Source organism: Leclercia sp. CFBP8987 (assembly GCF_034044995.2).
Taxonomy (GTDB): domain Bacteria; phylum Pseudomonadota; class Gammaproteobacteria; order Enterobacterales; family Enterobacteriaceae; genus Enterobacter; species Enterobacter tamurae.
The window spans coordinates 134,989-148,944 of sequence record NZ_CM188255.1; the positions used below are offsets into that span (position 1 = coordinate 134,989).

Consider the following 13,956-nt stretch of genomic DNA (forward strand, 5'->3'; position numbering starts at 1 on the left):
ACAGGGCAAAATAGTGTGATTTAGATCACGTAAATATAGGGGGTGTGATAATGATTGAGGTGATCTTCGTCACAAAAATGAAGTGTAAAAAAAATACAATGGCCGCAAAAGCGGCAGTTTGACGGCTAAAATGTGAAATAAATCACATTTCGTTGTCGTGAGTTTGTTTCGGGAGTGTGATCTATTCCACAAAATATTTTTATACGGATTTCTCCGGATGTGATCGACGGCAACATCTGTTTAACCCAGCAGCGCCAGGATGTAAGTAAGCAACACTTATCGTTAAAAAAATAGTACCAGAATATGGTATGGCGAAAAGTGCTAAGCTGGATTAAGCTCATACTGTAAACTTAAGTCTATTATTATTCAGGATATATTTTGTCAAGCTTCTAAACTTGCATGGAGATATAAGAAAAAATCATACTCCCCGGCTCTGAAATAATAAGTACACATTCGTGTGCTTAACCAACAATTAATTTGGCTGCTTACCATTTAATTATTTTAATGAGTTTACGATTTATTTAGTGAGGCAAATATGTTTCTCAACTATTTTGCGCTGGGTGTATTGATTTTTGTCTTCCTGGTTCTTTTTTATGGAATCATCGCTATCCATGACATTCCGTATAATATGGCCAAAAAGCGCAATCATCCCCATGCCGATGCGATCCATACCGCGGGATGGATTAGCCTGTTTACGCTGCATGCCATTTGGCCGTTTCTGTGGATTTGGGCCACCCTCTACCAGCCAGAGCGTGGCTGGGGGATGCAGAACCACATACAGCCGCCCGAACGCAGCCCCGACGTCGATGCGCTGGCAAAGCGCGTAGCCGAGCTGGAACACAAACTGGCCGCAGTGCAACCCACTGCTGATAAGAACACGTCGGAGCGCTAATCATGGATCTGTTGATCATCCTGACCTATGTCGCGTTTGCATGGGCGATCTTTAAAATATTCCGTATTCCGGTAAACCAGTGGACGTTAGCCACCGCGACCTTAGGCGGCGTGTTTATTGTGGCCGGGCTTATTTTATTAATGAACTATAACCACCCGTATACGTTTACGGCGCAGAAAGCGGTTATTTCTATCCCTATTACTCCGCAGGTCACGGGGGTGGTGAGTGAAGTTACCGATAAAAATAACCAGCTTATTAAAAAGGGCGACGTGTTATTTAAAATCGATCCGAGCCGCTATCAGGCCCGCGTCGATCGTCTGCAGGCTGACCTGGTCACCGCGACGCACAATATCAAAGTACTGAAAGCACAGCTTGCGGAAGCCCAGTCGAATACCACCCGCGTCTCTGCCGAGCGCGATCGTCTGTTTAAAGACTATCAGCGCTATTTAAAAGGCAGCCAGGCGAAGGTCAATCCGTTCTCTGAAAGCGATATCGATAACGCGCGGCAAAACTACCTGGCGCAGGACGCCATGGTGAAAGGCTCAGTGGCGGAACAAACCCAGATCCAGAGCCAGTTAGACAGCATGTCTAACGGCGAGCAGTCGCAGATCGCCTCGCTGCGCGCCCAGTTAGCAGAAGCGCAATACAACCTGGATCAGACCATTATCCGTGCGCCAAGCAACGGCTATGTCACTCAGGTGCTGATTCGCCCGGGGACCTACGCGGCCTCTCTGCCGCTGCGCCCGGTAATGGTGTTTATCCCTGAGCAGAAACGGCAGATCGTGGCGCAGTTCCGTCAGAACTCGTTGCTGCGTCTGAAACCAGGCGATGAAGCGGAGGTGGTGTTCAATGCCCTGCCAGGGCAAGTCTTCTCCGGTAAGCTCACCAGCATTCTGCCGGTAGTGCCGGGCGGCTCCTACCAGGCACAGGGCGTGCTGCAGGCGCTGACGGTAGTTCCGGGCACGGATGGCGTAATTGGCACCATCGAGCTGGAGCCGAACGCTGATGTGGACGCGCTGCCTGACGGCATCTACGCCCAGGTCGCGGTTTACTCCGACCACTTCTCGCACGTCTCGGTGATGCGTAAAGTGCTGCTGCGTATGACCAGCTGGATGCATTACCTCTATCTCGACCATTAATTCTTTCACAGGCAGGTATGCGATACGCATAGCCTGCCTTTTTTCTTTGCCTGGGCCATACTTATCCTTTTGTTGGCGAATAAGGAGCAGGCAATGAAACTCATCGGCAGCTACACCAGTCCCTTCGTGCGTAAAATCTCTATTCTCCTGCTGGAGAAAGGCATCACCTTCGAATTTGTAAACGAGCAACCCTATCAGGCCGATAACGGTGTCGCGCATTACAATCCGCTGGGGAAAGTCCCGGCGCTGGTGACCGATGATGGGGAGCACTGGTTCGATTCGCCGATTATTGCCAGCTATATCGAGCTGCTGGATATTGCCCCGGCGATGATCCCCCGCGACCCCAAAGCTGCGCTGGCTATCCGACAAATTGAGGCGCTGGCGGATGGGATCATGGATGCGGCTCTGGCCTCGGTGCGTGAGCAGGCGCGTCCGGCGGCACAGCAGTCGGAGACCGAGCTGCTGCGTCAGCGCGAGAAAATCCTCCGCAGCCTGGATCAGTGTGAACAGCTGATCCGCGACGGGAAAATTGCTACCGACAGCGTCAACCTGGCGACCATCGCCATTGCCTGCGCCATCGGCTACCTGAATTTCCGTCGCGTCTCGCCGGGCTGGTGCGTGGATCGCCCCCTGCTGGTTAAACTGGCAGAAACCCTGTTCCAGCGCGAAAGCTTCGCCCGCACCGAACCGCCAAAGGCTTGATGTCGTCGATAACACTTCCTTGCCGGACGCGGTACAATCGCCCTGACATTGACTCCCTCTCCCGTCGGGAGGGGGGAAGATACCCAACCGTCAGGCGCTTCCATGACTACTCAGCACGCACTCTATAGCCAACTTCCCGCGACCGATCGTCTGCTTCGCGACGCCCGTCTTTCCGCCGTTATTGCCCGCTTCGGCCACAGCCGAACGGTCGAGACCTTACGCCTGTTGCAGGACGAAGCCCGCGCCGGGATCCGCGCCGATAACCGCCTGCCGGCGTGGTGTGACGACTGGGCTCAGGAGACCGAAAAACGGCTGGCGACGGAAGACGCGCCGGGCCTGCGCCCGGTCATCAACCTGACGGGAACGGTGTTGCACACCAATCTGGGGCGCGCGCTGCTGGCTCAGGAGGCGGTGGCTGCGGTAACCCAGGCGATGCAAACGCCGGTTACCCTGGAGTACGATCTTGACGGCGCCGGGCGCGGCCATCGCGATCGGCCCCTGGCGGCGCTGCTGTGCCAGCTCACCGGGGCGGAAGATGCCTGCATTGTGAATAACAACGCTGCGGCGGTGCTGCTGATGCTGGCCGCCACCGCCAGCGGGAAAGAGGTGGTGGTCTCCCGGGGCGAGCTGGTGGAGATCGGCGGGGCGTTTCGCATCCCGGACGTGATGACCCAGGCCGGGTGCCAGCTGCGGGAAGTGGGCACCACCAACCGCACCCACGAGCGGGACTATGCGGCAGCCATCAATGACAACACCGCCCTGCTGATGAAGGTCCATACCAGCAATTACCATATTGAAGGCTTTACCCATGCCGTTGACGAGGCGGATCTGGTGCGCATCGGCCAGGAGAGGGACGTACCTGTGGTGGTCGATCTGGGCAGCGGTTCGCTGGTGGATCTCAGCCGCTATGGCCTGCCGAAAGAGCCGATGCCGCAGGCGTTAATTGCCGCCGGCGTCAGCCTGGTGAGCTTCTCGGGTGACAAGCTGCTGGGCGGCCCGCAGGCCGGGATCATTGTCGGCAAGCGCGACCTGATCGCCAGATTGCAACAGCACCCACTGAAACGCGCCCTGCGCGCGGATAAAATGACCCTCGCCGCGCTGGAGGCCACTTTGCGCCTCTATCTCCATCCGGAGACGCTGGCCGAACGCCTGCCGACGTTGCGCCTGTTGAGCCGCGACGCCGCTGCGATCCAGCGTCAGGGGGAGCGGCTGCAGGCCCTGGTCGCGCCGCACTATCCTGATTTTGAGGTTCGCGTGGAAGCGTGCCTGTCACAGCCGGGCAGCGGATCGCTGCCGGTGGATCGCCTGCCGGGCGCGGCCCTGACCTTTACCCCGCGCGACGGCCGCGGCGCTCAGCTGGAGGCGCTGGCGTTACGCTGGCGCTCCCTGTCGGTGCCGGTGCTTGGCCGGATAAAGGACGGACGTCTGTGGCTGGATTTACGCTGTCTGGAAGATGAAGCACAGTTTCTGGAGATGTTGTTGAGATGATTATTGCCACTGCCGGTCATGTTGACCACGGCAAAACCACCCTGCTGCAGGCGATCACCGGCGTCAACGCCGACCGCCTGCCGGAAGAGAAAAAGCGCGGCATGACCATCGATCTGGGTTATGCCTACTGGCCCCAGCCGGATGGCCGGGTGCTGGGATTTATCGACGTGCCGGGGCACGAAAAGTTTTTGTCCAACATGCTGGCCGGTGTCGGCGGGATCGACCACGCCCTGCTGGTGGTGGCCTGCGATGACGGAGTGATGGCGCAGACGCGCGAGCACCTGCAGATCCTCCAGCTGACCGGCAACCCGCAGCTGACGGTGGCCCTGACCAAAGCCGATCGCGTCGACGACGCCCGGGTAGAGGCGGTGCGCGACGAGGTGCTCGCCACCCTGGGGGAGTATGGCTTTGCCGACGCGACGCTGTTTGTCACCGTCGCCACCGAGGGGCGGGGCATTAATGCCCTGCGCGATCACCTGCAACAGCTCCCGGCCCGCGCCCATGCGGATCATCACCGCTTCCGTCTGGCCATCGACCGCGCCTTTACCGTCAAAGGGGCCGGTCTGGTGGTCACCGGCACGGCGCTGTCGGGCGAAGTACGGGTGGGGGATAGCCTGTGGCTGACCGGGGTCAATAAGCCGGTGCGCATTCGTGGGCTGCACGCGCAAAACCAGCCTGCTGAGCAGGCTCACGCCGGGCAGCGCATTGCCCTGAACCTGGTAGGCGACGCGGAAAAAGCGGCACTGAACCGCGGCGACTGGCTACTGGCCGACGCCCCGCCGGAGCCCACCACGCGAGCGATTGTCACGCTGCAAGGCGACGTGCCGCTGGCGCAGTGGCAGCCGCTGCATATTCACCATGCCGCCAGCCACGTCACTGGCCGTGTCTCGCTGCTGGAGGGGGCGCTGGCGGAGCTGGTCTTTGATGCCCCGTTATGGCTGGCCGACAACGATCGGCTGGTGCTACGCGATATCTCAGCCCGCGTCACCCTGGCCGGGGCGCGGGTGGTTACCCTCAACCCGCCGCGTCGCGGGAAGCGCAAGCCGGAGTACCTGCAGTGGCTGGCCACGCTGGCACCGGCGACGGATGACCATGCTGCATTGCTGGCCCATCTCGAACGCGGGGCGGTAAATCTGGAGGCGTTCGGCTGGGCACGCCAGCTCAGCGGGGAAGGGCTGCGTCAGTTGACCCAACAGCCGGAGTTTATCCAGGCCGGTTCCGGTCTGTTAAACACCGCTGTCGCGGCGCGCTGGCAGCGTAAAATTCTGGAGGTGCTGGCGACCTATCATCAGCAGCATCAGGATGAACCTGGCCCCGGGCGGGAACGCCTGCGGCGCATGGCCCTGCCGATGGAAGACGAGGCCCTGGTTCTGCTGCTGATCGAGCGGATGCGCGAGAGCGGGGAGCTGCACAGCTATCACGGCTGGCTGCACCTGCCGGATCACAAGGCGGGCTTTACCCCGGCGCAGCAGGCCGTATGGGAAAAAGCGACCCTGCTGTTTGGCGACGAACCCTGGTGGGTGCGCGACCTGGCCCGTGAAACGGCTACCGACGAGCAGACCATGCGTCAGGTGCTGAAGCATGCGGCGCAGCAGGGGCTGATTACCGCGATCGTCAAAGATCGTTATTACCGCCACGATCGGATTGTCACCTTTGCCAACCTGATCCGCGAGCTGGACCAGGCGCGCGGCTCCACCTGCGCGGCGGATTTCCGCGACCGGCTGAACGTCGGACGTAAGCTGGCGATCCAGATCCTCGAGTACTTCAACCGCATTGGCTTTACCCGCCGCCGCGGTAACGATCATCTTCTGCGGGATGCGTTGCTCTTTGCCGACGAGAGGCAGCAGGGTTAATCCTTTTTGCTGGCGAACTTCTGTTTCGCCAGCCATACGGCACCCAGCCTGCCCGCCTGGTTCCCCAGCTGGCAGGGCAGGATCGGCACCTGCAGCGAGTCCCACTCTTCAAAGGTTTGCAGGTGTTTGTCGAGCAGGGTATAGATTTTCTCCTGCTCGCTGATGCCGCCGCCAATCAGTACGACCTGCGGGTCGAACATCGAGATCACGCTGTAGACGCCGCGGGCGAGGAACAGGGCCCACTCCTCTACGGCTTCGCGCAGGTGCAGATCGTTCTCCATCCGCTCGAACAGCTCTTCCCCTTTCGGCATATCGTCCCCGGAGACTCCCAGCGCCCGGCGGCAGGTCTCCATCAGCCCTTTGGCTGAGGCCACCTCATGCATCCCTTCGCCTTTTTTGCCGACCGGGATAACCCCGAACTCCCCGGCGCGGTAGTGTGAGCCGCGATAGAGATCGCCCCCGAGCACAATCCCGCCGCCGATCCCGGTGCCGAGCGTCATGCAGACAAAATTCTCATACTCGCGCCCTGCGCCGCACCAGCGTTCACCGAGAGCGGCACAGCTGGCGTCATTGTCGGCCACCAGCGGCAGGTCGGTCAGCTCTGCGAAGAGTTCGTACAGGTTGACGTTATCCAGATACTCCAGCGCGCCAGCCTTCGCCGCTTCGCCGGTATGGGTGTTAATGTGGCCGGGGATGCTCACCCCGATCGCCGTAATCTCGTGCTCTTTCTCATAGGCCTCGACCACCTCGCGCCACTTCTGCTTAAAGCTCTCTTCATCCTCCGGCGTATCAAACTGATCGGTGGTGAGTTCGTTGCCGTCCTCGTCGATCACGCCGTGTTTAATGTGGGTTCCGCCCACGTCGAAGCCGATAAAAAGCCGCATTTATCCTTCCTTCTGCCAGAGTTGTGCGTCTTAAGTATGGCTCAGGGCAGGAAACCAAACGTAAAGTAAGGTAATGCGTGAAGGGGCTCGCAAAGCAGGCGACAACTGGCGATATTTTCACCGCCGGGGTCTACCTTTGAAGGACACTTCACGCAAGGAGACAGTCATGACGAATAACCCTCCCTCAGCACGTATCCTGCCCGGCGAATATGGTTTCCCCCTCCAACTGAAAGCCCGTTATGACAACTTTATCGGCGGCGACTGGGTTCCTCCGGCCGACGGCGAGTATTACCAGAACCTCACCCCGGTAACCGGCCAGCCGCTGTGCGAAATCGCCAGCTCCGGGAAGCGCGATATCGATCTGGCGCTGGATGCGGCCCACAAGATAAAAGAGAAATGGGCCCACACTTCGGTGCAGGATCGTGCCGCGATCCTGTTCAAAATTGCCGATCGTATGGAGCAGAACCTGGAGCTGCTGGCCACGGCTGAGACCTGGGACAACGGCAAACCGATCCGCGAAACTATGGCCGCCGACGTGCCGCTGGCAATTGACCACTTCCGCTACTTTGCCTCCTGTATTCGCGCCCAGGAGGGCGGGATCAGCGAGGTGGACAAGGACACCGTTGCCTATCACTTCCATGAGCCGCTGGGCGTGGTCGGGCAGATCATCCCGTGGAACTTCCCCCTGCTGATGGCCGCCTGGAAAATGGCGCCTGCGCTGGCAGCCGGGAACTGCGTGGTGCTGAAACCGGCGCGCTTAACGCCGCTGTCGATCCTGCTGCTGATGGAAGTGGTAGGCGACCTGCTCCCGCCGGGGGTAGTAAACGTGGTCAACGGCGCCGGGGGGGAAATCGGGGAATATCTGGCGACCTCCAAACGGATCGCCAAAGTGGCCTTTACCGGCTCCACCGAAGTGGGCCAGCAGATCATGCAGTACGCCACCCAGAACATCATTCCGGTGACGCTGGAGCTCGGCGGCAAATCCCCGAACATCTTCTTCGCCGACGTCATGGATGAAGAAGATGCCTTCTTTGATAAAGCGCTGGAAGGGTTCGCCCTCTTTGCTTTTAACCAGGGCGAAGTTTGCACCTGTCCAAGCCGGGCGCTGGTGCAGGAGTCGATCTACGAGCGCTTTATGGAGCGCGCCATTCGTCGCGTGGAGTCGATCCGCAGCGGCAACCCGCTGGACAGCGTCACCCAGATGGGGGCGCAGGTGTCCCACGGGCAGCTGGAGACCATCCTCAACTATATCGATATCGGTAAAAATGAGGGGGCCGAGATCCTGACCGGCGGGCGGCGTAAGCAGCTGGACGGCGAGCTGAAAGAGGGGTATTACCTCGAGCCGACTATTCTGTCCGGCAAAAACAACATGCGCGTCTTCCAGGAGGAGATCTTTGGCCCGGTGCTGGCGGTAACCACCTTCAAAACCATGGCGGAGGCGCTGGAGCTGGCCAACGATACGCAGTATGGCCTGGGGGCCGGGGTCTGGAGCCGTAACGGTAATCTGGCTTATCAGATGGGGCGTGGGATCCAGGCCGGACGCGTCTGGACCAACTGCTATCATGCTTACCCGGCCCATGCTGCGTTTGGCGGCTACAAACAGTCGGGTATTGGCCGCGAAACCCACAAGATGATGCTGGAACATTACCAGCAGACCAAATGCCTGCTGGTGAGCTACTCCGATAAACCGTTGGGCCTGTTCTAACTTCTGAGAGCAGGCCGCCCCAGGGGGGTCTGCTCAATCTGTTTACGCAGGGTATTCAGCACCCCATCCAGGACAAACTGCACCCGCCACGGCTGATAGTCACGTTTGCGAAAGATGGCCACCAGATCCAGCCACCACTCCTCCTGATGAGTGAAACAAGGCACCATTGAGCCCTGTTCTATCTCCCGGAGCAGACTCTCTTTTGGCGCAAAGACGATTCCCAGATGATTGCGGGCCAGCTCCAGCGCCGTCTGGGTGTTGTCGCAAATATAGTTACCCGAGACTTTATAATCGAGCACCTGCTCGCTATTATTCGCGCGAAAACGCCAGATGTTAGCATCGTCGATTATCATTGAGTCGATAAGAATGCAGGAGTGATTAATAAGATCGTCGGGTTTGTTGATGGGGTGTTTTTTTATATATTCCGGCGTGGCGAAAGCCGTAACAGAATATTTAGTTAAGGTGCTGGCGACCAGGCTTTCATCTTTTGGTTGGGCATAGGTAATTAAAATATCGCAGTCATCGGGAAAGGTAACCCCTTCAAAAAACTCATTCCGGTCCAGGTTGTAGGTTTTCAGGCTAATACGGATATCGCCAATATTTTCGATCTCATGAATGACGTGGCGAGCCAGATAGGTGACGATCCCTGAGGGGGCATAAAGGGTGACCTTGCCGCGTTTTTCGTGTTTGTAATCAGCAATAAAATTAATGAGTTGCTCGTTTTTTTCCAGTGATGCATCGATAAACGGCAGCAGCGATTCACCAAACTGGGTCAGCGCCAGATGGCGGGTGGTGCGTTCAAACACCTTTAGCCCGACGCGCGTCTCGAAATCAGCGAGATATTTACTGACATTGGCCTGGGCCATCCCCAGCAATGCCGCTGCATCACCAATGCTGTGCGTCGCGGCAATGACGGAAACAATCTTTAATTCTCGCGGTTTGATTTGCAGCTTGTTCATTGCCTGACGTCCATCTATATGAATTTATATATAATATTATACAAATAACCGCATTGCATCGCGATTTTTGTAACCATTATTATGCGCGGCGTCGTATGACATTTAATGGATTACAAACAATGACGTTTAAAAATAATTTACTAATTGCGGTCGCTTTATTTACGGCGACATCCGCAATGGCCGATGATTTTTCAGTTGGCGCTGGCGCAGTATTTAATGAATCGCCGTACATGGGCCATAACGAGAATGTGTCCGCTGTTCCGTTAATTAGCTACGAAGGCGAGCACTTCTATGTGCGTCAGACCACAGCCGGTTGGATCGTCTGGAAAGATGGCAAAAACGAGCTCAGCCTGACCGCCTCCTGGATGCCGCTGCACTACGACCCGGACGATAACGACGATCGTGCCATGAGCCAGCTGGATGAGCGTAAATCCTCCGCGATGCTGGGCGGGGCCTACTATCGTCACGAAAGCTGGGGGAGCCTGAAAGTTGCGCTGGCGGCGGATGCGATGGACGAGAGCGGCGGCGTGATGGGCGAGCTGTCCTACTTCCGTCCGATCCGCATGGAGCGCCTGACCCTGACGCCGTCGGTGGGCGTATTCTTCCATGACGAAAGCTTCAACGATTATTACTACGGTGTGTCTGAGAAAGAGTCCCGTCGCAGCGGCCTGCAGCAGTATACCGCTGGCGAAACCGTGACCCCCTATATTGGCCTGGCGGCGAAGTATCAGCTGACGCAGAACCTCTATCTGAACGCCAGCGCAATCTATACCGTGCTGCCTGACGAGGTGAAAAACAGCCCGATGATCGACCGTGACGACAGCTTCGCGCTGATGACCGGGCTTTCCTGGACGTTTTAAGAGTCCAAAAAGCTGCCCTCAGGGACGAGGGCAGCCTCACTCGTTTTCTGCTTACGCCTCATCCACCCAGATCCGCATCTCCCCCTCACCGCGGTTCGCCCAGCTAAACCACGGAATAAAGGTCAGGGTCTGCGCCTGCTGCGTGGTTGGGGCGCGATCGTATTGCCACAGCGGTTGCTGTTCTGCGTTCGCAGCGTGGCGGGCATAACCCTGGGTCTGGATCAGCACCTTGTGAGCAAAAATCCCTTTTCCTTCCACGAGCTTAAATTCGCTGTTGGCAGGCAGGGTCAGATTATGCAGCCCGGCGCCGTTATCGGCCTCTTCGAGACAGTAGACCAGCGGCCCGCGCTGAAGCGCCACTTTTCCGGCCTGCTGGCGCACCTGCGGATTACCGTATACCCGACGAACCGGCATCGGCAGGGTTAACTGCAGCCTGTCGCCCTCCTGCCAGCGGCGGGTCAGGTAGAGATAACCCTGGCGTACCTCACCGGTGACCGCTTCGCCGTTCAGCGTCAGCAGCGGGTTGTCGCACCAGTCCGGCAGACGCAGGGCCAGGGTATGGTCGATCGCCACCGGGGAGGTGATCTCAATGTTGACCTGCTCCTGCCACGGGTAGTTGCCGCTGATCCGCACCTGCAACGCTTTATCACCTACCGGGAAGGCCATGCTGTTGCCGATATAGAGGTTAATAAACAGGGCATCCTCACGGACGGTATAGATGTAGTGACCGATCGAGGTCAGTACCCGGGCGATATTCGGCGGGCAGCAGGCGCAGCCGAACCAGCGCTGGCGAACCGGCTTCACGTGATCGTAGATATGGTTAAACTTCAGTGACTTCGGATGCACCTCCAGCGGGTTGACGTAGAAGAAGTGTTTCCCGTCCAGCGCCATACCGCCCAGCACGGTGTTGTAGAGGGCGCGCTCCATCACATCGGCATACTGACTGTTGGCCTCCATCTCCAGCATCCTGCGGGCAAACATCATCAGGCCGATCGAGGCGCAGCTCTCGGCATAGACGGTGTCGTTCGGCAGATCGTAATCGCTGCTGAAAGCTTCGCCGCTGCTCTGGGAGCCAATCCCGCCGGTAATATACAGCTGGCGCTGGGCCATGTTGTTCCACAGTCGCAGGCAGTCCTGGCGTTTGCCCTCGTCCTGGCTCAGGCGGGCCAGGTGCGCGACGCCGGCCATCAGATAGACGAAGCGCACCGCGTGGCCGATGGCCGTTTGCTGTTCGGCCAGCGGCTGATGCGCCTGGCTGTAGGCTTTATCCTGCACCATCCACGCCGGGCCGTAGGTGTTCCAGTACGAAGTTTTGCCGCGCTTTTCATATTCGATGTCATAGAAGTGCGGCTGGGTGCCGCGCTGCTCGACAAAGTATTTCACCAGTGCCAGATAGCGCGGCTCCTGGGTGACATCGAACAGGCGCATCAGGGCCAGCTCGATCTCCGGGTGACCCGGATAGCCGTGCAGCTGCTGCTCGCCCGGACCAAAGACGCTATCGATATGGTCGGCCAGCTTGCAGACCACTTCCAGCAGACGGCGTTTGCCGGTGCCCTGGAAGTAGGCCACGCCCGCTTCAATCATGTGCCCGGCGCAGTAGAGCTCGTGGCACTCCGCCAGGTTCGTCCAGCGCTCCTCCGGGGCTTTGACCGTGAAGTAGGTATTCAGGTAGCCATCGTCGCACTGCGCCGCGGCTACCAGATCGATCACCTCATCGGCGGTCTTTTCCAGCTCCGGGTCGGGCTTCTGGCACAGCGACCAGGCCACCGCCTCCAGCCATTTCGCCACGTCACTGTCCTGAAAAACCATCCCGTAAAATTCACCGCTCTGCTGGCCTGCCGCAATGCGGAAGTTGGCGATCGCATGGCTCGGTTCGGCCTCGGTGATGCGATCGTTCAGGGCATCCCACTGGTAGGGAATAACCACATCGCGCACCAGCTGTTGATACTGGCCGAGAAACGGGTCGCTGATTTTCAGTTTATGCAGGTCGGGTTCCATTATGGACATCATGTTCTCCTCAGGAGTGAGCGTGACGCTGGCGCAGGTCGGTGGCAATGCGCGCCATCATCGGATTATTGAGTCGGCACTTGCGGATCGCCAGCGCCAGCAGCAGATGGAAAAGGGCGGGCAGCAGGGTCTCCATGGTGGTGATGCCCTGCAGCGAGGCAGCGGTCTGGTTGCCTGCCCCCGGCTGATAGGCGACAAAAATGAACACCAGGCTGATGATCCCGGCGCTGGAGGCCCAGGCCAGCTTGATGAAAAACAGGTTAAAGGCGAAGTTCATCCCGGATGAGCGCACGCCGGTTTTCCACTCGCCGTAGTCGTCGGCAAAGGCCATTAACGCGAAGTGCAGCGGCAGGGTAAAGCCGAGGATCACCCCATTCGCCAGGATAACGATCAGCCACAGTGTCTGATACGCCGGACCACTGGGCAGGAACCACATCCCTGCTGCCAGTACCGCCAGCACCAGGTTGGTGTAGTAGTAGAGTTTGACGGTATCGCTGCGGCGCGACAGCAGGTTAACGATCACCGCTCCGAGAATGGCGGCAAAGGTCACCATGGTGAAGAACAGCGAGGTATAGGCGGTGCTGCCTTCCAGCACGTAGGTGATGAAATACATGTAGCCGCCGCCACGGATGTTAAAGACGTTGATCAGCAGGAAGGACATCACCAGCATCAGCAGCAGCTGGTCGTTGTTACGCAGACCGGCGAGGTGCTCTTTCAGGGTGAATTTGCCCATCATCGCCAGCGGGACGCGCTCGCGCACCCAGAAGAAGCAGCACAGGAACATCACCACCGCAATGGCACACAGCACCCCCACGCCCAGCTGATAGCCCTGGGCCGTGTTGCCCTGACCGAGCACCGAGACCAGCCACGGCAGGCCGACCGACACCAGAAAACCGGCTACGCCGCACAGGACAAAGCGCCAGGACTGGCAGGAGAGCACCTCGCTGTGGCGGGTGGTCATGGTGTTGATCAGCGCGCAATACGGCACGTTGATGGCGGTATAGCCCACTGAAAGCAGCAGGTAGGTGCCGAACGCCCAGGCGATTTTGACCCCCATCCCGGCATCCGGCACGGTAAAGGTCAGCACCCCAATCACGCCAATCGGCAGGGCGACCCACAGCTGCCACGGGCGAAAGCGTCCCCAGCGACTTTGGGTACGGTCGGCAATGATCCCCATCACCGGGTCGGAGATGGCGTCGAAAATGCGCAGGGCGATAAACAGCGTGCCGACCAGCGCCGGGGTTAAGCCAAAGACATCGGTATAGAAAAAGGTCAGAAAATTCATGATCAGACAGGTGATGACCGTCCCGCCCGCATCACCCAGGCCGTAGCCGATTTTTTCTCGCATCGAGAGGCGATCGTTGACGGCCTGCCGGGCAATCTCTGTTTGTGTAATCGGAGTGGAAGTCATGAGGTAACTCCTCGGGTTAGCGGATTTTTTATGTTGTTTTGTCAGGTACCCGATTA

Annotated in this window: 11 protein-coding genes; 7 read left to right on the plus strand and 4 right to left on the minus strand. The window is 58.5% G+C overall.

Annotation, left to right across the window (positions count from 1 at the left end):
* The first annotated feature begins 535 nt into the window (after positions 1–535).
* From SOM40_RS00680 to selB, 5 genes are all read left to right on the plus strand, one after another.
* Complete coding sequence (locus tag SOM40_RS00680; protein WP_166181170.1) at positions 536–892, plus strand: DUF3302 domain-containing protein; 357 nt, start codon at positions 536–538, stop codon at positions 890–892.
* A 2-nt stretch (positions 893–894) separates the two neighbouring features.
* On the plus strand, positions 895–2,031 hold the full coding sequence (locus tag SOM40_RS00685) for an HlyD family secretion protein (protein WP_106995473.1): 1,137 nt from the start codon (positions 895–897) through the stop codon (positions 2,029–2,031).
* A 93-nt stretch (positions 2,032–2,124) separates the two neighbouring features.
* The gene (locus SOM40_RS00690; RefSeq protein ID WP_225759848.1) at positions 2,125–2,733 is read left to right on the plus strand and encodes a glutathione S-transferase; all 609 of its coding nucleotides are present in this window, start codon (positions 2,125–2,127) and stop codon (positions 2,731–2,733) included.
* A gap of 102 nt (positions 2,734–2,835) precedes the next feature.
* Positions 2,836–4,221, plus strand: a complete 1,386-nt coding sequence (selA, locus tag SOM40_RS00695; protein ID WP_320530854.1) for an L-seryl-tRNA(Sec) selenium transferase — start codon at positions 2,836–2,838, stop codon at positions 4,219–4,221.
* Positions 4,218–6,074 carry a selenocysteine-specific translation elongation factor gene (gene selB, locus SOM40_RS00700; protein WP_320530855.1) on the plus strand — a complete coding sequence of 619 codons (1,857 nt, stop codon included), beginning with the start codon at positions 4,218–4,220 and terminating at the stop codon, positions 6,072–6,074. The genes selA and selB overlap by 4 nt, the downstream gene beginning before the upstream one ends.
* Here the strand turns inward: selB and SOM40_RS00705 are convergent.
* Complete coding sequence (locus tag SOM40_RS00705; RefSeq protein ID WP_225759845.1) at positions 6,071–6,958, minus strand: ROK family protein; 888 nt, start codon at positions 6,956–6,958, stop codon at positions 6,071–6,073. The two genes, selB and SOM40_RS00705, sit on opposite strands and share 4 nt — an antisense overlap.
* A gap of 166 nt (positions 6,959–7,124) precedes the next feature.
* Here SOM40_RS00705 and aldB point away from each other — a divergent pair, with 166 nt between their 5' ends.
* Positions 7,125–8,663 (plus strand): aldehyde dehydrogenase AldB, encoded by a 1,539-nt coding sequence (gene aldB / locus SOM40_RS00710; protein ID WP_106995478.1) that lies wholly within the window; start codon positions 7,125–7,127, stop codon positions 8,661–8,663.
* Here aldB and SOM40_RS00715 read toward each other — a convergent pair.
* Entirely contained in the window at positions 8,660–9,622 is a 963-nt protein-coding gene (locus SOM40_RS00715; protein WP_312079665.1) for a LysR family transcriptional regulator, read from the minus strand. The two genes, aldB and SOM40_RS00715, sit on opposite strands and share 4 nt — an antisense overlap.
* Before the next feature lie 119 nt (positions 9,623–9,741).
* Between SOM40_RS00715 and SOM40_RS00720 the strand changes: the two genes are divergently transcribed.
* The gene (locus SOM40_RS00720) at positions 9,742–10,482 is read left to right on the plus strand and encodes a MipA/OmpV family protein (protein WP_320530856.1); all 741 of its coding nucleotides are present in this window, start codon (positions 9,742–9,744) and stop codon (positions 10,480–10,482) included.
* 51 nt (positions 10,483–10,533) lie between these two features.
* Here the strand turns inward: SOM40_RS00720 and SOM40_RS00725 are convergent, their stop codons facing one another.
* Both SOM40_RS00725 and SOM40_RS00730 read right to left on the minus strand, forming a co-directional pair.
* Positions 10,534–12,489: a glycoside hydrolase family 127 protein gene (locus SOM40_RS00725; protein ID WP_320530869.1), complete on the minus strand. Its 1,956-nt coding sequence runs from the start codon at positions 12,487–12,489 to the stop codon at positions 10,534–10,536.
* Positions 12,490–12,499: 10 nt separating this feature from the next.
* Entirely contained in the window at positions 12,500–13,900 is a 1,401-nt protein-coding gene (locus tag SOM40_RS00730; RefSeq protein ID WP_106995483.1) for an MFS transporter, read from the minus strand.
* Positions 13,901–13,956: the final 56 nt, after the last annotated feature.

Coding starts and splice junctions, on each gene's coding strand:
- SOM40_RS00690 (WP_225759848.1), top strand. CDS start 2,125: ATGAAACTCATCGGCAGCTACACCAGTCCCTTCGTGCGTAAAATCTCT.
- SOM40_RS00680 (WP_166181170.1), top strand. CDS start 536: ATGTTTCTCAACTATTTTGCGCTGGGTGTATTGATTTTTGTCTTCCTG.
- SOM40_RS00720 (WP_320530856.1), top strand. CDS start 9,742: ATGACGTTTAAAAATAATTTACTAATTGCGGTCGCTTTATTTACGGCG.
- SOM40_RS00705 (WP_225759845.1), bottom strand. CDS start 6,958: ATGCGGCTTTTTATCGGCTTCGACGTGGGCGGAACCCACATTAAACAC.
- selB (WP_320530855.1), top strand. CDS start 4,218: ATGATTATTGCCACTGCCGGTCATGTTGACCACGGCAAAACCACCCTG.
- SOM40_RS00725 (WP_320530869.1), bottom strand. CDS start 12,489: ATGTCCATAATGGAACCCGACCTGCATAAACTGAAAATCAGCGACCCG.
- selA (WP_320530854.1), top strand. CDS start 2,836: ATGACTACTCAGCACGCACTCTATAGCCAACTTCCCGCGACCGATCGT.
- SOM40_RS00715 (WP_312079665.1), bottom strand. CDS start 9,622: ATGAACAAGCTGCAAATCAAACCGCGAGAATTAAAGATTGTTTCCGTC.
- SOM40_RS00730 (WP_106995483.1), bottom strand. CDS start 13,900: ATGACTTCCACTCCGATTACACAAACAGAGATTGCCCGGCAGGCCGTC.
- SOM40_RS00685 (WP_106995473.1), top strand. CDS start 895: ATGGATCTGTTGATCATCCTGACCTATGTCGCGTTTGCATGGGCGATC.
- aldB (WP_106995478.1), top strand. CDS start 7,125: ATGACGAATAACCCTCCCTCAGCACGTATCCTGCCCGGCGAATATGGT.